Origin of the sequence: Streptosporangium sp. DT93 (assembly GCF_049844535.1) — a bacterium.
GTDB lineage: Bacteria > Actinomycetota > Actinomycetes > Streptosporangiales > Streptosporangiaceae > Streptosporangium.
Map to the genome: position 1 here is coordinate 409,225 of NZ_JBNCLF010000005.1, position 20,099 is coordinate 429,323.

The 20,099-nt window shown below is 72.3% G+C and carries 16 protein-coding genes and 1 other RNA gene; 12 read left to right on the top strand and 5 right to left on the bottom strand.

Annotation, left to right across the window (positions count from 1 at the left end):
• Positions 1 to 67 precede the first annotated feature (67 nt).
• Positions 68 to 1,504: a sensor histidine kinase gene (locus ACLQ2R_RS14440; protein WP_425959988.1), complete on the bottom strand. Its 1,437-nt coding sequence runs from the start codon at positions 1,502 to 1,504 to the stop codon at positions 68 to 70.
• Positions 1,505 to 1,666: 162 nt separating this feature from the next.
• Between ACLQ2R_RS14440 and ACLQ2R_RS14445 the strand changes: the two genes are divergently transcribed.
• From ACLQ2R_RS14445 to ACLQ2R_RS14455, 3 genes are read left to right on the top strand one after another with little or no spacing between them, the layout of a single operon-like run.
• Positions 1,667 to 2,845 carry an acyl-CoA dehydrogenase family protein gene (locus ACLQ2R_RS14445; RefSeq protein WP_425959989.1) on the top strand — a complete coding sequence of 393 codons (1,179 nt, stop codon included), beginning with the start codon at positions 1,667 to 1,669 and terminating at the stop codon, positions 2,843 to 2,845.
• Between the two features lie 52 nt (positions 2,846 to 2,897).
• Positions 2,898 to 3,878 (top strand): acyl-CoA dehydrogenase family protein, encoded by a 981-nt coding sequence (locus tag ACLQ2R_RS14450; protein ID WP_425959990.1) that lies wholly within the window; start codon positions 2,898 to 2,900, stop codon positions 3,876 to 3,878.
• 8 nt (positions 3,879 to 3,886) lie between these two features.
• A complete protein-coding gene (locus tag ACLQ2R_RS14455) occupies positions 3,887 to 5,446 on the top strand; it encodes an AMP-binding protein (protein WP_425959991.1) in 1,560 nt (519 codons plus the stop codon).
• On the opposite strand, the gene ACLQ2R_RS14460 is transcribed toward ACLQ2R_RS14455, so the two are convergent.
• Together ACLQ2R_RS14460 and ACLQ2R_RS14465 are read right to left on the bottom strand one after the other, a co-directional pair.
• On the bottom strand, positions 5,421 to 6,512 hold the full coding sequence (locus ACLQ2R_RS14460) for a dipeptidase (protein WP_425959992.1): 1,092 nt from the start codon (positions 6,510 to 6,512) through the stop codon (positions 5,421 to 5,423). The genes ACLQ2R_RS14455 and ACLQ2R_RS14460 overlap by 26 nt on opposite strands.
• A gap of 55 nt (positions 6,513 to 6,567) precedes the next feature.
• A complete protein-coding gene (locus ACLQ2R_RS14465) occupies positions 6,568 to 8,031 on the bottom strand; it encodes a flavin-containing monooxygenase (RefSeq protein ID WP_425959993.1) in 1,464 nt (487 codons plus the stop codon).
• A gap of 66 nt (positions 8,032 to 8,097) precedes the next feature.
• Between ACLQ2R_RS14465 and ACLQ2R_RS14470 the strand changes: the two genes are divergently transcribed.
• The 4 genes from ACLQ2R_RS14470 (at position 8,098) to rnpB (ending at position 11,736) form a co-directional block, all read left to right on the top strand.
• On the top strand, positions 8,098 to 8,934 hold the full coding sequence (locus tag ACLQ2R_RS14470) for a Nif3-like dinuclear metal center hexameric protein (RefSeq protein WP_425959994.1): 837 nt from the start codon (positions 8,098 to 8,100) through the stop codon (positions 8,932 to 8,934).
• The gene (locus ACLQ2R_RS14475; protein ID WP_425959995.1) at positions 8,931 to 9,671 is read left to right on the top strand and encodes a zinc ribbon domain-containing protein; all 741 of its coding nucleotides are present in this window, start codon (positions 8,931 to 8,933) and stop codon (positions 9,669 to 9,671) included. Before ACLQ2R_RS14470 ends, ACLQ2R_RS14475 begins: the two co-directional genes overlap by 4 nt.
• A gap of 26 nt (positions 9,672 to 9,697) precedes the next feature.
• On the top strand, positions 9,698 to 11,176 hold the full coding sequence (locus tag ACLQ2R_RS14480; protein ID WP_425959996.1) for a histidine phosphatase family protein: 1,479 nt from the start codon (positions 9,698 to 9,700) through the stop codon (positions 11,174 to 11,176).
• Between the two features lie 165 nt (positions 11,177 to 11,341).
• Positions 11,342 to 11,736, top strand: an RNA gene (gene rnpB / locus ACLQ2R_RS14485) — RNase P RNA component class A.
• Between the two features lie 508 nt (positions 11,737 to 12,244).
• Here rnpB and ACLQ2R_RS14490 read toward each other — a convergent pair.
• Positions 12,245 to 13,717 (bottom strand): hypothetical protein, encoded by a 1,473-nt coding sequence (locus tag ACLQ2R_RS14490; RefSeq protein ID WP_425959997.1) that lies wholly within the window; start codon positions 13,715 to 13,717, stop codon positions 12,245 to 12,247.
• Positions 13,718 to 14,008: 291 nt separating this feature from the next.
• Between ACLQ2R_RS14490 and ACLQ2R_RS14495 the strand changes: the two genes are divergently transcribed.
• Genes ACLQ2R_RS14495 through ACLQ2R_RS14510 form a run of 4 tightly spaced genes read left to right on the top strand, consistent with a single transcriptional unit; the run spans position 14,009 to position 18,458 of the window.
• Positions 14,009 to 14,776: an ABC transporter ATP-binding protein gene (locus tag ACLQ2R_RS14495; RefSeq protein WP_425959998.1), complete on the top strand. Its 768-nt coding sequence runs from the start codon at positions 14,009 to 14,011 to the stop codon at positions 14,774 to 14,776.
• Positions 14,761 to 16,590 carry a hypothetical protein gene (locus tag ACLQ2R_RS14500; protein ID WP_425959999.1) on the top strand — a complete coding sequence of 610 codons (1,830 nt, stop codon included), beginning with the start codon at positions 14,761 to 14,763 and terminating at the stop codon, positions 16,588 to 16,590. Before ACLQ2R_RS14495 ends, ACLQ2R_RS14500 begins: the two co-directional genes overlap by 16 nt.
• A 36-nt stretch (positions 16,591 to 16,626) precedes the next feature.
• The gene (locus ACLQ2R_RS14505; RefSeq protein ID WP_425960000.1) at positions 16,627 to 17,835 is read left to right on the top strand and encodes a sensor histidine kinase; all 1,209 of its coding nucleotides are present in this window, start codon (positions 16,627 to 16,629) and stop codon (positions 17,833 to 17,835) included.
• Positions 17,832 to 18,458: a response regulator transcription factor gene (locus ACLQ2R_RS14510; protein WP_425960001.1), complete on the top strand. Its 627-nt coding sequence runs from the start codon at positions 17,832 to 17,834 to the stop codon at positions 18,456 to 18,458. The genes ACLQ2R_RS14505 and ACLQ2R_RS14510 overlap by 4 nt, the downstream gene beginning before the upstream one ends.
• A 137-nt stretch (positions 18,459 to 18,595) precedes the next feature.
• On the opposite strand, the gene ACLQ2R_RS14515 is transcribed toward ACLQ2R_RS14510, so the two are convergent.
• Positions 18,596 to 19,105, bottom strand: a complete 510-nt coding sequence (locus ACLQ2R_RS14515; RefSeq protein ID WP_425960002.1) for a MarR family winged helix-turn-helix transcriptional regulator — start codon at positions 19,103 to 19,105, stop codon at positions 18,596 to 18,598.
• 133 nt (positions 19,106 to 19,238) lie between these two features.
• Between ACLQ2R_RS14515 and ACLQ2R_RS14520 the strand changes: the two genes are divergently transcribed.
• Positions 19,239 to 20,030, top strand: coding sequence for a hypothetical protein (locus ACLQ2R_RS14520; RefSeq protein ID WP_425960003.1), 792 nt, complete (start codon positions 19,239 to 19,241; stop codon positions 20,028 to 20,030).
• Positions 20,031 to 20,099 lie beyond the last annotated feature (69 nt).

A 20,099-nucleotide genomic window follows, 5' to 3' on the forward strand; every position in this document is an offset into this window, starting at 1 on the left:
TAGGGGGGAAGGTCGGACGGAACCGCCGGTCGCCGAAGCCGTCGTGGTCAGGGCCGTGGAGGTCGCCTCAGGGCCCGTCCCCGCCCGCGGGGGAGGGCTCGGGTGCGGGGCAGAGCGGGATGCGCACGACGAAACGCGCCCCCAGCGCGCTGTCCTCCAGCCTCAGGGTGCCGCCGTGCGCGAGGGCGATGTCCCTGGCGATGGGCAGCCCCAGCCCGGTGCCGCCCGCGTCCCTGTTGCGGGAGGCGTCCAGCCGGGTGAAGCGCTGGAAGACCAGCTCCCGCTGCTCGGGCGCGATCCCGGCGCCGTCGTCGAGCACCTCCAGCACGGCAGTACCTCCACCGCCCCCGTCGCCCCCGTCACCCTCGGTGCCGCCGGTCCCGGTGCCCCCGTCGTCGTCCCGGGAGACGCTCACCGAGATGCGGCAGGCGGCGTGCCGCTCGGCGTTGTCCACCAGGTTCGTCAGCAGCCGGGCCAGCCGGAGCCGGTCGCCGAGGACCGTCAGGCCGGGCTTGAGGTCCCTGTCGATCCGGACGTGTGCCCTGCGCCTGTCCAGTTCCTCCCCGGCCAGCACCCCCAGGTCGATCCGCTCGTAGTGCGCGGGGACCCCCGAGTCGAGCTTGGCCAGCGTGAGCAGGTCCGAGACGATCGCCTGGAGCCGGTCCAGGCTGCGGAGCATCGCGTGGGCCTTGGCCTTCCAGTCCACGTCGTCGGGGTAGTGCAGCGCCTCCTCCACCTGGGCGCGCATGGCGGTGAGCGGGCTGCGCAGGTCGTGGGAGGCGTCGGAGGTGAACCGGCGCTGCCGCTCGGCCGCGACCTCCAGCCGGTCCAGGGTCTGGTTGATCGTCTCGGCGAGCTGCCTGATCTCGTCCTGCGCGGCCGGGACCGGCACCCGGCGGCCGGTGTCGGTGGCGGTGATCTCCGCCAGCTCCCGGCTGATCGCCCTGACCGGTTCGAGGGCCTCGCCCACCGTCCGGCGGGCGCTCAGCCCCGACATCAGCACGGTCAGCAGCGAGGCGCCGAGGATGACGGCGAACAGCCCCGGATGGACGTACCAGGGGACCGGTTCGGCGACGGAGTAGACGACCAGGTCGCCCTCCTCGCGGTGCACCCGGAAGGCCGCCACCCGCACGCACTCCCCGGGGAAGGCGGGGAGGCTGCAGACCCTGCGGTCGTGTGTGGCGCCCGCCCCCGGGGGAACGAAGTCCGTCATCGGGGGGTCACCGGCCAGGTTGGGCGAGGTGGCGACGATCCGGCCCGCCATGTCCAGCACCTGGATGCCGTCGCTCTTGCCCTGCGGCACCACGGCCGGGAGCGGCCCCCGCCAGGACAACTGGGCCGTCTGCACGGCGGCCCCGGCGACCTCCTCGGTCTTGAAGGCCCCGGAAAGGCCGTACAGGGCGGCCGTCGCGACCGCGGTGATGGCGGCGCCGGAGATCAGGGCCATCACGACCGCGGTCACCGTCAGCCTCAGTCGTACCGACCACGCCTTCCCCTCGAACACGCCACCTCCCTGCTAGATGTGAACTTTAGGGGGATTAATTGCCGTTTCCTTGTTATTAATGGCCAAAGGGGAGCAAAGGTACCCAAAACTCCTTAGTAGAGCATTGCTCTGTACGGCCGATCCGGCGCTGGCTAGAGTAAGTGGGCACTGATTGGAGCGGACATGAATCTTCAGGAGTACCGGCGCGACGCCAGGGCCTGGCTGACGGCCAACGTCGGGAACACCGAGGTCGAGGCCGCCCCCGACGCCGGTGGCGTCACCGCGGCGCAGTCCTTCATGGCACGCCTGTACGACGCGGGCTACTCGGGGATCACCTGGCCCGGCGAGTGGGGCGGGCAGGGGCTGACCCAGGCCGAGGAGCGCGCCTTCGCCGAGGAGGCCAAGGACTTCACGCTGCCGACGTACGTCTTCTCCATCGGGCTGGGCATGTGCGGGCCCACGCTGGTCGACCTCGGCACCCCCGAGCAGAAGGCCCGCCACCTGCGGCCGCTGCTGCGCGGCGAGGAGATCTGGTGCCAGCTCTTCTCCGAGCCCGGCGCCGGCAGCGACGTCGCCGCCCTGCAGACACGGGCCGTCCGCACCGAGGACGGCTGGCGGGTCACCGGGCAGAAGGTCTGGACCTCCGTCGCCCAGCACGCCTCCTACGGCCTGCTGCTCACCCGCACCGACGTGGACGTGCCCAAGCACAAGGGCCTGACCATGTTCATCGTGGACATGCGCGCCCCCGGCGTCACCGTCCGCCCGCTGCGCGACATGACCGGCCGCGCCCACTTCAACGAGATCTTCTTCGACGACGTGCACATCCCCGAGGAGAACCTGGTCGGCCAGGTCAACGACGGCTGGAGCTGCGCGGTCACCACCCTGCTGCACGAGCGCCTGTCGATCTCCAGCGGGGTCGGCATGGGCGGGCAGAAGGACAACCCGGTCGCCTTCGACGCGCTGCGCCGCACCACCGACACCTCCGACCCGGTCGTCAGGGACGCGCTCGTCGAGCTGCACATCCGCTCCCGCGCGCTCGCGCTGTTCAACCAGCGGCTCTCCCAGGAGACCAAGGCCGGGATCTTCCCCGGCGCCCGGGGCAGCGCCGCCAAGTTGCTGCTGGCCGAGCTGACCATGTTCCAGGCCGACCTGGCCACCTCGCTGGCCGGCCCCGAGGCCGTCGCCTACGAGGAGGGCGGCGGCGGCCTGGCCGAGGCGCTCTCCCTGGCCCCGGCGATGGCCCTGGGCGGTGGCACCAACGAGATCATGCGGAACATCGTCGGGGACCGGGTGCTCAACCTGCCGCCCGAGCCGCGCCTGGACAAGAACGTGCCGTTCAAGGACCTCACGGTGAACGGATGACCCGCCGGTCGGCGCGGACAGGGCGAGACCTGGTGCAGAAAGGGCGAAACACATGAAACTCGTGCTCACCGAGGAGCAGCGGGAGCTGCGCGGCGCCGTCCGGTCCTTCCTCGCCTCGGCCTCGCCGCTGCCCGCGGTCCGGCGGGCCGCCGAGTCCGGGGCCGGGCACGACCCCGAGGTCTACCGCAGGCTCAACGGCGAGCTGGGCCTGTCCGGGCTCGTCGTCCCCGAGGAGCACGGCGGCTCCGGAGCCGGTCACGCCGAGCTCGCCGTCGTTCTGGAGGAGACCGGCGCGGCCCTGCTGCCCGGCCCCTTCCTCGCCACCACGCTGGCCACGATCCTGCTGACCGAGACCGGCGACAAGGAACTGCTGCCCGCCATCGCCGCCGGCACCACGGTCGCGACCGTCGCGCTCGACGGCGACCGCGCGATCAACGGCGCCGAGGCCGACGTGGTGCTCGCGCTCGACGGCCCCCGCGTGCTGGCCGTACGGGGCGGCACCCGCACCCCGCTGACCACCCTGGACATCACCCGCCGCCAGGCACGGGTGGACCTGAGCGGCGCCGAGGAGATCGCCTCCTCCGAGCAGGGCGTGGCGCGGGCCAGGGACCTGTTCGCGGTCGCGGTGGCCGCCGAGCAGCTCGGCGTGCTGCGCGCCTGCCTGGACGCCATCGTCGGTTACGCGAAACTCCGGGTGACCTTCGGCCGCCTCATCGGCTCCTACCAGGGCGTCAAGCACAAGCTCGCCGACATGCACTGCAAGCTGGAACAGGCCGAGTCGATCGTCCGGTACGCCGCCTGGGCCGCCGACGAGGCGCCCGGCGAGCTGCCCTCGGCCGCCGCGCTCGCCCAGGCCTACACCGGCCGGGCCTGCTTCGAGGTGGCCCGCGACAACCTGCTGCTGCACGGCGGCATAGGGTTCACCTGGGAACACGACGCGCACCTGTACTACAAGCGGGCCAAGGCCGACGAGGTGCTGCTGGGCCCGCCCCGCGTGCACCGGGCACGTCTCGCCGGGCTGCTGGAGCTCTGAGGAGGATCATGGCCGACATCACCGGACTTCCCGGCTTCTACCGGATCGCCGAGGCCGACCCCGGACGCCGCGCCCTGATCGACACCGACGGCACCGTGACGACCTACGGCGAGCTGCTCACCCTGGTCAACCGCGTCTCCCACGGCCTGCGGGCACGCGGCCTCGTCCCGGGCGACGTGGTCGCCGGGGTGCTGCCCAACGGCATCGACCCGGTGGTCATGATGATGGCCACCGGCCAGGTGGGGCTGTACTACGTACCGGTCAACTGGCACCTCACCGACGCCGAGATCGGCTACATCCTCGGCGACTGCGACGCCCGGATCGTGGTGACCGGCCCGTCCGGCGGTGCCACCGACGGCGCGGTCGCCGACCCGTCCGGTGGCGCGACCGGTGGCGCGGACGGCGGTCCGGCCGGGGGCGTCCCGGAGGGCGTCGTCGTCCTGGAGGGCATCGCCGCCCTGGCCGGGGGGCAGCCCGGCACCGCCCCGGACGGCCGGACCGCCGGCGCCGTCATGTGGTACACCTCGGGCACCACCGGCTTCCCCAAGGGCGTGCGGCGCCCGCTGTCCGGCAAGGAGCCCGAGGAGACCGTCCCGCTCTACACCTGGTTCCTGGGAGAGGTCTGCGACCTGCGGCCCGGTGACGAGATCCACCTGGTGACCTCCCCGATGTACCATTCGGCGCCGTGCGCGCACACCATGTTCGCCCTGCACCTCGGGCACACCCTGGTGATCGCCGCCCGGTTCGAGCCGGAGACCGTCCTGGAGCTCGTCGACCGCCATCGGGTGAGCAACGCCATGATGGTCCCGACCATGTTCCACCGGATGCTGCAGCTCCCGGCCGAGGTCAGGGAGCGCTACGACGTCTCCTCGCTGCGGCAGGTGATCCACACCGGCGCGGCCTGCCCGGTCGCGGTCAAGAAGGGCATCATGGACTGGTGGGGCCCCGTCCTGTACGAGTACTACGGCTCCACCGAGTCCTCCATCGCCTTCGCGGTCAAGCCGCACGACTGGCTGGAGCGCCCCGGCACGGTCGGCCGCCCCGTCCCCACCTTCGAGGCGAGGATCCTCGACCCCGACGGGGAGGAGCTGCCCCCGGGCGAGCCTGGCATGATCTACGTCAGGTCGAGCACCGGCGGCTTCGAGTACCACAAGGACCCGGCGAAGACCGCCGCCAGCATGCGCGGCCCCTGGTACGCCCCCGGCGACATCGGCTTCACCGACGAGGACGGCTTCCTGTTCATCTGCGACCGGCGCACCGACCTGATCATCTCCGGCGGGGTCAACATCTACCCCGCCGAGATCGAGGCGGCCCTGCTGGAGCACCCCTCGGTCGCCGACGTCGCGGTGATCGGCGTGCCCGACGAGGAGTGGGGACACCAGGTGGTCGCGCTGATCCAGCCGGTGCCCGGCGCCGTCCCCGCCCCGCAGGACCTGCTCGACCACCTCGGCCCGCTCATCGCCCGCTTCAAGCACCCCAGGGTGGTGGAGTTCCGCGACGAGCTGCCGCGCACCCCCACCGGGAAACTCTCCCGCTCCCGCGTCAGGGAGGACTACCTGTCCCGCTAGACGCCCCGCCGCCGGGACGGCCCAGCTCGGCGCGGAAGAACCGGTGCACGTTCCCGCCGATGATCTTCACGACCTCCTCCTCGGCGAAGCCGTGCTTGAGCAGCGCCTCGGTGACCAGCGGCAACCCGCTCGGCCCGGCGAGCCCCGGCACGGCCGCGAACGCGTCGACGTCATAGTCGTTCTCGCAGCACGGCGGGGTCACGTCCTGCATGACCTCGCGGATGAAGTCCGGCCCCAGGCCGACGTGGTCGATCCCGGCGACGCTCGCGACGTGCTCGATGTGGTCCACCAGCCGGTCCAGCGTGTACTCCAGCGGGTCGGTCGACAGGAAGGCGGCCACGAAGTTCACGCAGACCACGCCCCCGGTCGCGGCCACCCCGCGCAGCTGCTCGTCGGTGAGGTTGCGGTGGTGGTCGCGCAGCGCGCGGGCCGACGAATGGGTCGCCATCACCGGCCGGGCCGCCAGCTCCAGAACGTGCTCCACCCCGCTCGCGCCCAGGTGGGAGATGTCGAAGACGACGCCGAGCCGTTCCATCTCCCGCAGCGTCTCCACCCCCGCCGCGGTGAGCCTGCTGCCGGTCGCGTCCTCGCCGCTGCCGTCGGCCAGCGCCGTACGCCCCCAGTGCGCGATCGAGGCGACGCGCACGCCCAGCCGGTGCAGGGTCGGCACCAGCTCGACGGCCGAGTCCAGCCCCGGCATGCTCTCCAGCGCCAGCACCAGGGCGATCCTGCCCTCGGCGAGCGCCTCGTCGACCTGCGCGCCGTCCAGGCAGAGCCGTACGGCGTCGGCGTTCCCCTCGGCCAGCACGTGGGCGCACTCGATCATGCGCAGGGTCTGCCGGAGCGAGCCCTCGGGCCGGTAGGCGTCGTCGACGAAGACCGGCAGCACCTGGAGGTTCACCCCGCCCTCGACGAGCTGGGGCAGCCACCGCTCCCTGAAGAACGACGCCCACCGCCTCGGCGGCCGGGCGGTGACGGCCATCAGCAGGTCGTTGTGGGTGTCGGCGACCACGGAGTCGCGGTGCAGGTCGTCGGCCGGGGGGCCGAGGTGCAGGTCGGCGGACATGGGCGGGCCCTTCTGGGTGGACGGCTCTCGTTCCCCCGACGCTACCGCCGGTGGATCAGCGGGCGAAACGGAAGGCCCGCGGGCGCGGGGTCCTGGTGATGCGGCGGTACAGCGACGCCGTCCCCGGCCAGTTGTTGGTCACCCGGCCGGAGTCGTTCTTGTACCAGCTCGCGCAGCCCGCCTGCCAGACCATGCGGCCCATGGCCCGCTCCAGGCTCCGCCGCCAGGTGTCCATCGCCTCCGGCCTGACCTCCATCGGCCCGCGCGCGGTCAGGTGCGGCAGGCACCCCATGACGTAGCGGACCTGGCATTCGATCATGAAGACGATCGAGTTGTGGCCGAGGTTGGTGTTGGGCCCGTACAGCAGGAACAGGTTGGGGAAACGCGGGACGGCGATGCCGAGGTAGGCCTCGGCGCCGTCCTTCCACTCCTCGGACAGCACCCGCCCCCCGCGCCCGACGATCCGGACGGGGGCCAGGAACTCGGAGGTCCGGAAGCCGGTCGCGTAGACGATCACGTCGGCCTCGCGCAGCCCGGCGACGGTCCGCACGCCCTCGGGGACGATCCGGGCGATCGGGTCGGTGACGACGTCCACGTCGGGGCGGGTCAGCGCGGGGTAGAAGTCGCTGTCGATGACGACCCGCTTGCAGCCGAGCGGGTAGCCGGGGGTGAGCCTGGCCCGCAGCTCCGGGTCCTGGACCTGCGCGTGCAGGTGCTCCAGGGCGCGCCTGCGCACCAGGTCGGCGCTCCACCCCCCGGCCAGGGCCGGGTAGAGGGTGTTCTCGCCGTAGTGGAACACCCATTCGCGGTAGGCGCGCTGCAGCAGGGGCAGCCGGTGCAGGGCCGCCCGCGTGCGCGCGCCGAAGACGGCGTCGGGCTTGGGGACGACCCAGTTGGGGGTGCGCTGGAAGACGTCCAGGTGAGCGGCGACCTCGGCGACCTTCGGGATGAACTGCGCGGCCGAGGAGCCGTTCCCGATCACGGCGACCCTGCGGCCCGTCAGGTCCCGCGAGTGGTCCCAGCGTGCCGAGTGAAAGGCCGCCCCGGCGAACGACGACATTCCCGGAATGTCGGGTAGGTGGGGCCGGTTGAGCTGCCCCATGGCCGACACGACCACGTCGAACATCTCGTCCCCCGCCGTGGTGCGCACCCGCCACCGGCCCGAGGTCTCGTCGAACTCGGCCGCGGTGACCATGGTGTTCAACCGCGTCTTCGAGCGCAGCCCGTACGAGTCCGCGCACCCCTCCAGGTAGCCCAGGATCTCCGGCTGCCCGGGATAGCGCCGCGTCCAGCTGGAGTACCTCTCGAAGGAGAAGGAGTACAGGTGCGAGGGAATGTCGCAGCCCGCCCCCGGATAGGTGTTGTCCCGCCAGGTGCCCCCGACGCCGGACCCCTTCTCGAAGATCGTGTACGAGTGGATGCCGGCCCTCTCCAGCTGGATGGCCATGCACAGACCGCCGAATCCGGCACCGATGATCGCGATCTTCGGGCTCACACGCGTCCTGGGGGAGGTCAGCATTCACTTACATTAGGTGATCCGCCTGTGCCGGGGAAGTGCCGGGGAATAGGCCGGTAGTCTGCGCAGGTGCCTACGCTTGCCGAGATCGTCACAGAGCTCGAGACCCGCTACGACCCGCGCTGGGCGGAGTCGTGGGACGCGGTCGGGCTCGTCTGCGGGGACCCCTCCGCCGAGGTGCGCCGGATCCTGTTCGCGGTCGACCCGACCGCCGCCGTCGCCCGGGAGGCCGTCGACTGGGGCGCCGGCCTCATCGTCACCCACCACCCGCTCTACCTGCGCGGCACCACCAGCGTCGCGGCCACCACCCCCAAGGGCCGCCTGGTCCACACGCTCATCAGGAACGACGTCGCGCTCTTCGCCGCGCACACCAACGCCGACGTCGCCGACCCCGGCGTCTCCGACGCGCTCGCCCGCGCCGTCGGCCTGACCGGCCCGCTCGTCCCGCTCAGGCCCGCCGCCGACGACACCCGGCGCGGCCTGGGACGGATCGGCTCGCTGCCCGCCCCCGTACCGCTCGCCGAGTTCGCCCGGCAGGCCGCGCGCGGCCTGCCCGCCACCGCCGGCGGCCTGCGGGTCGCCGGAGACCTCGAACGCCCGGTGCTGCGGGTCGCGGTCAGCGGGGGAGCGGGGGACTCCCTGCTCGGCGCGGCCCGCGCCGCCGGGGTGGACGTGTTCCTCACCGCCGACCTGCGCCACCACCCGGCGAGCGAGTTCGTCGAGGACCCCGGCGCCCCCGCGCTGATCGACGCGGCCCACTGGGCCACCGAGTGGCCCTGGCTCGCCGACGCCGCGGGCCATCTCACGTCCGCGATGGCCGCGCGGGGGATTAATGTTGAGACGCGCGTATCCGAGACGGTCACGGACGCCTGGAACACAACAGCAAAGTGCGAGGATTTCACGTGAAAGCAGCCCCTGCGGCCCAGAAGCGTCTGCTTGACCTGGCCGAACTCGACTCCGCCCTCGACAGGCTGGCCCACCGCCGCCGTACCCTGCCCGAGCTGGCCCAGATCGACGAGCTCTCCGCCCGCATCGCCCGCATCGCGACACAGGTGATCGCCGCCGAGACCGAGTCCGGGGACCTCGCCCGCGAGCAGACCAAGGCCGAGGCCGACGTCGACTCGGTCCGCAGCCGCGCCACGCGCGACCAGAAGCGCCTCGACTCCGGCCAGGTCTCCTCCCCCAAGGACCTGGCCAGCCTCCAGTCCGAGATCGCCTCCCTGAGCCGCAGGCAGAGCGACCTGGAGGAGGTCGTCCTGGAGATCATGGAGCGCCGCGAGACCGCCGACGCGCAGGTCTCCAGGCTCGTGGCCGAGCGCGACGAGCTCGCCGGCACCCGCGGCACCGCCGAGGACCGCAGGAACGCCGTCTTCGCCGAGATCGACAAGGAGAAGGGCGAGGTCCAGGCCAGGCGCGAGGAGGTCGCCGCCGACATCCCGGCCGACCTGCTCGCCCTCTACGGCAAGCTCAGGGAGCAGTTCGGGGTGGGTGCCGCGATGCTTCAGGGCGCCCGCTGCCAGGGCTGCCGCACGAGCCTGTCCATCGCCGAGATCAACCGCATCAGGGCGGCCTCGCAGGAGGAGGTCATCCGCTGCGAGGAGTGCCGCCGGATCCTGGTCCGCACCGCCGAGTCCGGCCTGTGACCCCTCCCTCGTCCTCGTCCTCGTCCTTGTCTTCGTCCGGGTCGGCGTCGGCGTCGGCGGCCTCGTACGTCGTCGAGGCCGACGGCGGCTCCCGGGGCAACCCGGGGCCCGCCGGGTACGGGGCCGTCGTCAAGGACGCCGCCGACGGCCAGATCCTGGTCGAGACGGCCGAGGCGATCGGCACCCAGACCAACAACGTCGCCGAGTACCGGGGCCTCATCGCGGGCCTGGCCTCCCTGCTGGCCCTGGCCGGGGACGGCGCCAAGGTCGAGGTCCGGATGGACTCCAAGCTGGTCGTCGAGCAGATGGCCGGCCGCTGGAAGATCAAGAACGAGGGCCTTCGCCCGCTCGCCCTGGAGGCCGGGGCCCTGGCCAGGCGCCTGAAGGTCACCTGGCGCTGGATCCCCCGGGAGAAGAACAAGGACGCCGACCGCCTGGCCAACGAGGCCATGGACGCCGCCGCCAAGGGGCGTCCCTGGGCCCTGTCGGCGTCGTCGGCGTCCTCGGGCGCGGTGGCGGGCACGTCCGCCGCCCCGGCCGCGAAGCCGACCGGCGCCACAGGAACGTCAGGCTCGTCCACGGAAGCGTCGGCGGCCTCGTCCACGAAAGCCTCCACCTCGTCAGCCTCCACCTCGTCAGCCTCCGCCTCGTCGCGAACGAGGACGTCCGCCTCGTCCGGGGCCGGAACGTCCGGTGGCCGGTCCTCCGCAAAGGGCACCTCCACCACCCCCGGCGGCGGCGCGCCCGCCGAGAACCTGCTCCTCTTCGACACCGTCACCGACGTCACCGACGTCACCGAGGCCGTGCGGCCTCCGGCGAAGGTGAAGGCGAAGGCGGAGCGGAAGGCCACGCCGACGAGCCCCGGCACCGGCTGGCGTCCGCCCACCTCCGTCGCGACCTCGCTGTACCTGCTCCGGCACGGCGAGACGCCCTTCTCGGTCGAGCGCAGGTTCTCCGGGCTCGGCGACCCCGAGCTCACCCCCAACGGCGTGGCCCAGGCCGAGGCAGCCGCCGCGAAGCTGGCAGGGGAGCCGTACGGCCTCCAGGTGATCGTCAGCTCCCCGCTCAGGCGCGCCCGCGCCACCGCGGAGGCCGTCGCCGCGAAGACCGGCCTGGACGTCGTCGTCGAGGAGGGGCTCAGGGAGACCGACTTCGGCGACTGGGAGGGCCACACCTTCACCGAGATCCAGCGCCGCTGGCCCGACGAGCTCTCCGCGTGGCTGGCGGACCCGTCCGCCGCGCCGCCGGGTGGGGAGAGTTTCGGGGTGGCGGCGCGGCGGGTCGAGGCGACCAGGGACCTGCTGATCGAGCGCTACGAGGGCAAGACGGTTCTCGTCGTCTCCCACGTCACACCGATCAAGATGCTCGTGCGGTTCGCGTTGATGGCCCCCCTCGCAGCGCTGTACCGCATGCACCTCGACCTGTCGGCCCTGTCCCTGATCGAGTACTACGCCGACGGCCCGTCGGTGGTGAAGGCGTTCAACGACACCTCGCACCTCCGCTGAACCGGCGGTCCCGGGCCCGTTCCCGGACCCGGCGCGGGACGGCACGCCGGACACCTCAGTCGCTGTCCTGACGTGTTCCGTCCCGCTCGATCCCCATTCCAGCGCGGACGACTTGCCGCTCGGTTGGAGCCCACTTGGGAGCCGATAGGCTTGGATCACGGCGGACGAGCCGGCCGGGCGGCCGCGTCGGGTCTCTTCGGAGGCCCGCCGAGGAAGGTCCGGGCTCCACAGGGCAGGGTGGTCGGTAACGCCGACCCGGGGCGACCCGCGGGAAAGTGCCACAGAGAACAGACCGCCCCGTCGCGAGACGGGGTAAGGGTGAAACGGTGGTGTAAGAGACCACCAGCGCCCACGGTGACGTGGGCGGCTTGGTAAACCCCACCCGGAGCAAGGTCAAGAAGGGACGCTCTCCGGAGCGTCCCGCGCGCGACGTTCGAGGGCTGCCCGCCCGAGCCGCGCGGGTAGACCGCTTGAGGCCGCCGGCAACGACGGCCCTAGATGGATGGTCGCCCCTTCACGCGAGTGAAGGACAAAACCCGGCCTACAGGCCGACTCGTCCGCCCTTGTAGTTCTGAGCTGGGCCTTTTGGTCATTCATGATCCAGAAGTCAGCATCGGGTCAGCACGAGGCTCTTCCGGCACGGCGCCGTACGCCGCATCCATCATGGTTCGTACGGTCGTGTCAGCCTCGGGTACAGGTGCCCTTACGTGTTCACCGTCTCCGTGATCGAAGCATGGCCAATGCGACATTCGTGCCAGAGTCGCAAAAGAGGCGGGGCGGCAAGGGAGACGGGACCGTTTCTTCCACGGTCCCGCATGGTCGAGCGGGGTTTCGACCCGCGTCGTGCCGGTGCCGGTCGGCGAGGGCCGGCTAGCGACTCCCGGCGTCGCTCGGGCCGGGTTCGGCGAGGTCGTCGTTGAAGGTGCGATAGGTGGCGACGGCGTCGTCGAGGAATCGCGCGGACGACGGCTCCGGCTCACCTCCGGTAGTTTCGCTCGGTGGCCCCGTACGGCTCCGGCCCGGGACCTGCCGTCGGCCACGGACCACGAGGTGCGTGGCCGACGCGAGTCAGAAGTCGCGCCACTCGTCGAGCCAATCGCCGGCCTGGGAATCGGGGACGCCGGCGCGTTGCGCCAGGCCGAAGAAGGCGTCCGCGGCCTCTTCTCGCCGGAGCGTGTCGATGATCTCGTAGCGTTCGTCGATCCCGTTGAGTTTCTCCACGAGAGTCCGCAGGATCGGCCGCGCCTCGTCCGCCGTGGCGGGATCGCCGGCGGGCAGGCGGTCGATGGCGCGCGAGGCGGACGCGTAGGCCTCGCACGCGGCGGTGCCCGCCCGCTCGTCGTCATCGGCCCAGTCACGCAGCGGGTTGTCGACGTTGGCCGCCAGCCAGGCGTCGGACTTGGCGCCCCGAACGGTCACGTGGACGGGGTTGCCCTTGTGGCGAGCCTTGAGGAGCGTGGCCTGGCTGCGTCGCACCCCGTCGACGCCCAGGCGGCGCAGGGAAGCGCCGGAAGGCGGCAGGAAGGACGCGTCGACGCCGTAGGCGTCGGTGAGCCGCAGGGTGTGCAGCCGCGGGAAGCCGCTCAGGTCGAACGCGTCCAGCAGTCGGCCGTAGGGCCGGCTCCACCGCAGGTGCAGCGACTCCAGGTCGGTGAGAGCTCCCAGCGCGGCCGGTGACAGGTCACCCGTCACGTGAAGGTCGAGATCGCGAACTCCGTGCAGGCCGTCCGGGACGGTACCGGCCGCGGCGGTCATGGTCAGCCGGATCCACCGGCCGTTCTCGGCCGCCTCGACCGCCTCGGGGGGTTCGGCCGTCAGGCGCAGGTCCATCAGCCCGGGTGGCAGGCGCAGGTGCCGGAGCCCGGTGCCGGAGATCGTCAGTGTGGTGAGATGCGTCGTGCTCAGATCGACGCTGTCCGGCGGGTCGTTCCAGGTGAGCTGATCGATGAGGGGCCGGGCGGTGAGAGCCTCGGCGAGGCCGCGATCGGAACCGGAGTGTCGCAGCGCGGTCAGGTGGGGCAGCGCGTCCAGGGCCGCCCAGCGGAGCCGGGGGAGGTGAGCCGGAAGGTCGAGATCATACGTCGTGGCGCGCAGGGGCAGCGGTCCGCCGCCGAGATCGACCACGACCGGATCGTGCACGTGCCTGTTGTAGGCGGCCTTGGCGTCCGCGGGCACCCGCAGGTCCCAGTGCCGCTGGTGGACGATGGACAGCGGTACGTTCTCCCAGACGCCGTAGGAGTCGGTCTCCTGCGGGACACCGGGAAGGAGCGGCATCCACCCGAGCCGGACGAGATCCGGTGGCGGGGGAACGGAGAGGTCGACCCTGAGCGCGTTCGTTCTCCTCGGCCCCTTCCACCAGTTGTGGTGGGTGAGGACGAGAGGGACGGCCGAGGAGAGGTCCTCCAGTGTGGGCATCGCCTCCGAGTACCAGTCGAGCGCGCACACCGTCCCCCAGCCGTCGGCGCCGATCCCGCCCACCTGGCACGCGCCGTAACCACCCAGCGGGAGGAGCACGACCGCGACGTCACCGACCTTCATCATGGTCGTGAAGGTAGCAACCGCCTATGACAGGATCACGTTCGCTCCGGTCGTCACTGACCGTACGGCCGGGCCGGTTCGGTCCCGCCGCGGCGGACCGTTCTTTCCCGGCCGCCCACCGCCATCCCGCCTTCGTGCCGGAGCCGGAGGAGGGACCGAGCCGTTTCCGCACGGTTCCGCGCGGCCGGGCGTGGGGCACGGCCGAGCATCAACCGATCGGTTGATGCGGGAATCCACCGTCCCGCCCCCCGCACGGGCGATCCGTCACCCCCGCTCCCGCGCGACTCTCAAGGCATGCCAACACACCAGGAGCCAGCACTCCGTACCACCGGACTCCGAAAGGCCTTCGGCGACCACCTGGCCGTCGACGACATCCACCTCACCGTCCCCGCCGGGTCCTTCTACGGCCTGGTCGGTCCCAACGGCGCCGGCAAGACCACCACCCTGGCCATGGCCGTCGGCCTGCTCCGCCCCGACGCCGGCAGCGCCGAGATCTTCGGCGTGGACGTCTGGCGCGACACCGTCCGGGCCAAGGGGCTGATCGGCGTGCTGCCCGACGGCAACGCCATGCCGGAACGGCTCACCGGCCGTGAGGTCCTCACCTACCTCGGCCTGCTGCGCGGCCTGCCCCCCGCCGTCGTCGCCGAGCGCACCGACGAGCTCCTGCGGGTCCTCGAACTCGAATCCGCGGAGCGGACCCTGGTCATCGAGTACTCCACCGGCATGCGCAAGAAGATCGGCCTGGCCGTCGCCCTCCTGCACGCGCCCCGCCTGCTCGTCCTGGACGAGCCCTTCGAGGCCGTCGACCCCGTCTCCTCGGCCACGATCAGGGCCATCCTGCGCAGGTTCACCGGCAGCGGCGGCTCGGTGATCATCTCCAGTCACGTCATGGCCCTCGTCGAGCAGCTCTGCGACCACGTGGGCGTCATCTCCGACGGCCGCGTCGTGGCCGCGGGGCCGCTGGCCGACGTACGCGGCGCCGCGACCCTGGAGGACGCCTTCGTCGACCTCGTCGGCGCCCGCACCGCAGGAACGGAGGGGCTGGCATGGCTCACCTCCTGACCCCCGGACCGCCCCCCGGCCTGCCCGCGCTGGCGCGGCACATGGTCCGCATGCGGCTGACACTCATGCGCCACTCCCTGCGCGGCGACAACGCCTCCAACCTCTACACCGCCGTCCTGTTCGGGCTGGTCATGGCCTTCGGGACGATCGCCGTGGCCGTCCTGTGGCCCGTCCACCTGCCCCTCGTCCTGGCCGTGTGGCTCTGCGGCTGGGTCTTCGGCCCCATCTTCACCGGGGGCGGCAGCGAGGCCCTGCGGCCCGAGTACTTCTCCATGCTCCCGGTCCCGCCGCGCCGGATCGCGGCGGCACTGCTCGCCGGAGCCTTCGCGGGCCCCGCGCCCGCGGTCAATCTCATCGCCCTGCTGTCCCTGCCCGTGTACGGCTGGCGCTTCGGACCGGCCGGAGTGCTCATCGGCCTGGCGGCGGTCCCCGCCACGCTCGTCACCATGGTGATGATCTCCCGCGTCGTCGTGGCGCTCATCGGCCTGTTCGTCAGATCCCGCGCCACCGCGGCCACCGTCGGCATCGTCACCGGCACCGCCATCGCCCTGTGCGGCAACGGCTGGGCACCCGCCGTGGCCCTGGGCGGCGCCGACACCGCCTCCTGGTCCCAGGTCCTCGTCCGCGTCCTGCCCTCCGGATGGGGCGTGGCCGCCGTCGAGGCCCCCTGGCCGCTCGCCCTCGCCGTCCTCGCCGCGAACGCCGGCGTGATCGCCCTCCTCCTGGCCGTCTGGGCGAGCCTGCTGTCGCGGCGCGTCGTCTCGGCCGCACGCGGCGGTGTGCCGCCCCGCCGTGGCACGCCCCGCCCCCTCCCCGCGACCGGCGGTGCCCGCATCGTCGCCGCCAAGGAACTGCGCGCCTGGTGGCGCGACCTCGTCCGCATCCAGCTCCTCGCCACCGCCCTGTCCTACGCCGTCGTCACCCCCCTCCTGCTCGTCACCATCGACGTCTGGATCCTGGTCCCCTTCACGGGACTCATCACGATCGTGATCGCCGCCGCGTCCTCGGCGAACCTCTACGGCGCCGACGGGACCGCCCTGTGGCTCACCCTCATGACCCCCGGCGCGGAACGCGCCGACGTACGCGGCCGCCAGCTGGCCTGGCTCCTCGTCGTCGGCCCGGCCGCCGTCGTCCTCTCCCTGGGCGGCACCCTCGTCAGCGGCCAGACCTGGGCGTGGCCGTGGACACTCGGCCTGCTCCCCGCCCTCCTCGGCGGCGGCGCCGGGATCGTCGTCCTGCTCGCCGTCACCTCGCTCGTCCCCGGCACCGACCCCCACAGGCGCGGCGGCAACCCGCTCAGCACCGGCGCCGACGAGAGCGCCGAAACCGGCCTCGCCTGGCTCGTGCTCCTCGCGGTCCCCGCCACCGCCCTTCCCGCGGCCGGCGCCATCCTCCTCGACCCCTGGGCCGGCGTCGCCACCGGTGTGCTGACCGGCGCTCTCGGTGCCTGGGGATTCGGCAGGATCGCCTATCGCAGGCTCGAGAGGCACGGGACCGACCTGCTCACCCTCATGAAGCACGGCCCGCCCCCCAAGGCCGACAAGCCCACCACCGCGGACCTCCCCGTCCGGCACCGCATCGGCGTCACGATCTGCTACGCCGTCGCCTGGCTGCCGCTGTTCCCCCAGGGACTCGTGCCCATGGTCATGAAGATCTTCGGCGTCGAGGAGCGCGTATGGTTCCTCGCCCTTCATCTCCCGCCGGTCTGGCAATGGCCCACCATCGTCTTCATGATTGCCCTAGGGCTGCTCATGTACGGCTACGCCATCCTGATCCCCATGCGCCTGAACTCGTCCACGTCGGCCGTCAGGTGAGACCCGTCCGTACCCGACAGGAGGGCCGCGTCCCGGATGAACGACCCCTTCCCGCTCTCCGCCTGGGAACGACGCTTCGATCACGCCGTCGAGGTCGTCCCCCACATCACCCTCGCCGCCTCCCTCGTCATCAGCCTGTTCTCACCGCAGCAGCCCGAAGGCGGGATCCCCCGCACCCTCGTGCTCACCGCCGTGGCCCTCGCCTGGACTCTCGGCGCCCGCGTCCTCCTTCCCGCCGCCGTGCGCCGGCGGAGGGCCGCGGTCACCGTTCACTTCATCGGCGTCCTGGCCACCGCCGCGCTGCTGGCCGTCCACGACCAGATCTTCGTCATCTACTGCATCTCCGGCTTCTTCCTCGCCGCGAACTTCGCTCCCTCCAGGTGGACCTTCCCCGCCGTCGCCGCCACCTCCGTCGTCCTGTACGGATCGGTGCTCGACTGGTCCCAGGCCACCGTCCAGCTCGTCGCCTTCTACCTGGTGATCGTCGTCGTGCAGACCCTCGCCATCGGCGGTGGCCACATCGCCGGCATCAGGCTCGAGGACCGGCAGCGCAAATACCGCAAGGCGGTCAGCGACCTTCAGGCCGCCCTGGAGGAGAACGCCGACCTCCACGCCCAGCTCCTCACCCAGGCGCGCCAGGCCGGCATCCTCGACGAACGCGGGCGCATGGCACGTGAGATCCACGACACCCTCGCCCAGGGTCTCACCGGCATCATCACCCAGTTACGCGCCGCCCAGCGCGTCGAGGACTCCGGCACCCACGTCGACCTCGCGCTCGGCCTCGCGCAGGACAGCCTCACCGAAGCCCGTCGATCCGTCGCCGCCCTCCAGCCCCACCAGCTCGAGAACGCCCGTCTCCCCGAGGCCATGACCACCCTGGCCCGCGACTGGACCCGGACCACCGGTGTCGGCCTCCGCGTCGAGGTGACCGGCGACCGCGTCCCCCTCAGCCCCGCCATCGAGGTCACCCTCTTCCGGGTCGCCCAGGAGGCCCTCGCCAACGTCGCCAAACACGCGGGCGCCACCCGGGCGGGCCTCACCCTCTCCTACGCCGGCGCCGTCGTCCTGCTCGACATCCGCGACGACGGCACCGGCGTCCACGACCCCGACGGCAAGGGGTTCGGCCTCAGCAGCATGAGACAACGTCTCCGCGGCGTGGGCGGCTCCCTGGAGATCGAGAGCACGCCCGGCGAGGGCACCGCCGTCAGCGCCACCGTCCCCGCGCTTCAAGGAACCCCCCGATGATCCGTCTCCTCATCGTCGACGACCACCCCATCGTCCGCGACGGCCTGCGCGCCGCCTTCGAGGCCGAGCCCGACATCCATGTCGCCGGCGAGGCCGCCAACGGCCGCGAGGGAATCGACCGCGCCGCCGCACTCGAGGTCGACATCGTCCTCATGGACCTGCGCATGCCCGAGATGGACGGCGTCGCCGCCATCACCGCCCTGCGCCGTTCCCACCCTCGCATCAAGACCCTCGTCCTGACCACCTTCGACGGCGACTCCGACGTCCTGCCCGCCATCGCGGCGGGCGCCACCGGCTACCTCCTCAAGGACGCCCCCACCGACGAACTCCTGCGTGCCGTCCGCGCCGCGGCCGCCGGTGAGCCGGTCCTGTCCCCCTCCGTCGCCGGCCGTCTGATGGGCCAGGTGGGCAGACCGGTCAAGGCCGCCCTCACCGACCGCGAACTCCAGGTCCTCACCCTCGTCGCCGACGGCGCCTCCAACCGCCAGGCGGCCGCCAGGCTCTTCATCAGCGAGGCCAGTATCAAGACCCACCTGCTGCACATCTACGACAAGCTCGGCGTCCGCGTCCGCGTCCGCGCCGCCGCCGTCGGCGAGGGGTATCGACGAGGTCTGCTCCGTTAGCCGGCCGGCAGCCCGCCTTCACGGGGTCACCCTCGCCCGGCCGGAGGAACGCCGTGGACGGCAGCCGGCGGAGCCGTCTTTCCACGGTCCCGTACGGTCGAGCGGGGGCTCGGTCGGCGCCGGCCGGCGAGGGCGGGCTAACGATTCCCGGCGTCGCCCGGGCCGGGTCCGGCGAGGTCGCCGTTGAAGGTGCGATAGGTGGCGACGGCGTCGTCGAGGAACCGCGCGACGACGCGCCGCTCCTCGGCGGAGTAGGTCGCCAGGACGTCGTTCAGCGAGTCGGCGAGGGGGCGCAGCTGCCGCCGGGTGGTGAGCAACGCCTCCGAGGTGGGCTCCAGGGTGACCCTGCGGCGGTCGTGCGGGTCTCGGCGGCGGGCGAGGTGGCCGGCCCGTTCGAGCCGGTCGACGAGCGTGGTCGCCGAACCCGAGGTCAGTCCGACCAGGGTTCCCAGCTCGACCGGGCCGAGCGGGCGCGCGGCGGTCATGAGGTGCTTCATCGCCTGGTACTCGCTCGGGCTGAGGGCGAGCCGGCGTCCCAGCGTGATGTCCAGCGCGGCCGCCGCGACCACGAGACGGTGCAGCGCCCAGGACACGTCGTCCGGCGACGGCTCCGCCTCGCGTTCCTCGCCCGTTCTCCCTTTCGCCATGGCTCCATGCTATCTTAGCTTGATAATCAAGTGACTTGATTGTAGAGGTATGTCGCGCGCGATGACACCACCGGCCGGTACGGCCGTTTCCGCCACCCATGAGAGCGCGTGACCCGACGGAAGGAGAACCGGCATGACCGTCCCGACCGATACCGAGACCGGCACGAAGGCGGCGGACCGTGTGCGGGCCGTCGCCGTGGGGGCCGCCGCGGCCGCGATGATTCTCGTCCCGACGCTCGGTCCGCTGCTCGCCGGAACCCGGGAAGGCGCCGAGGAGTTCGACACCGAGATCACGCCTCCCGACTACGCCTTCGCGATCTGGGCTCCGATCTTCGCGGCCGGCGCCGCCGACGCCGTCCAGCACGCCGTGAACCCGGCGGCGGCGGTCAACCGGCGCACCGGATGGTGGCTCACCGGCGCGTACACGGCGAACGCCTGCTGGTCGATCGCGGCCCAGTCGGGCCGTTTCCGCTACACGCCCTTCATCCTTCCCGTGGCCGCGGGCCTCGCCGCCACCGCGCACCGCAGGGCCCAGCACGACCGGCCGCGTGGCACGGAGCGTCTGAGGGCCCACAGCGCCGGCCTGCTCCTCGGGTGGACGGGCGTCGCCTCCGTCGTCAACGCCTTCGCGGTCCAGCGGCGCGGCAGGTTCGCGACCACCACCCGAACCGGGCGGAACACCGCCCGCCTCGCCGTGGCGGGAGCCGCGGCCCTCCTGAGCGCGGCCATCGCGACGAGCCGGTACGGTCACACCTCCATCGCCCTGGCCGGGACCTGGGCGCTGGCGACCAGCGCGGCCAACCCCGCGCGCACGCCCCGGACCCGGCAGGTCAACGCGGCGGCGGCCGCCCTCGTCGCCGCCACCACGGCGACGCGGCTCCGGAGGACCGGAACAGGGACCGTGCGAGATCGGCGCACCGCCTGACATTCGGGACGGCTGCTTCGTCGGACTACCGGGACGCCGGGCCGTAAGGCTCGAACACCGCCGAGGTCG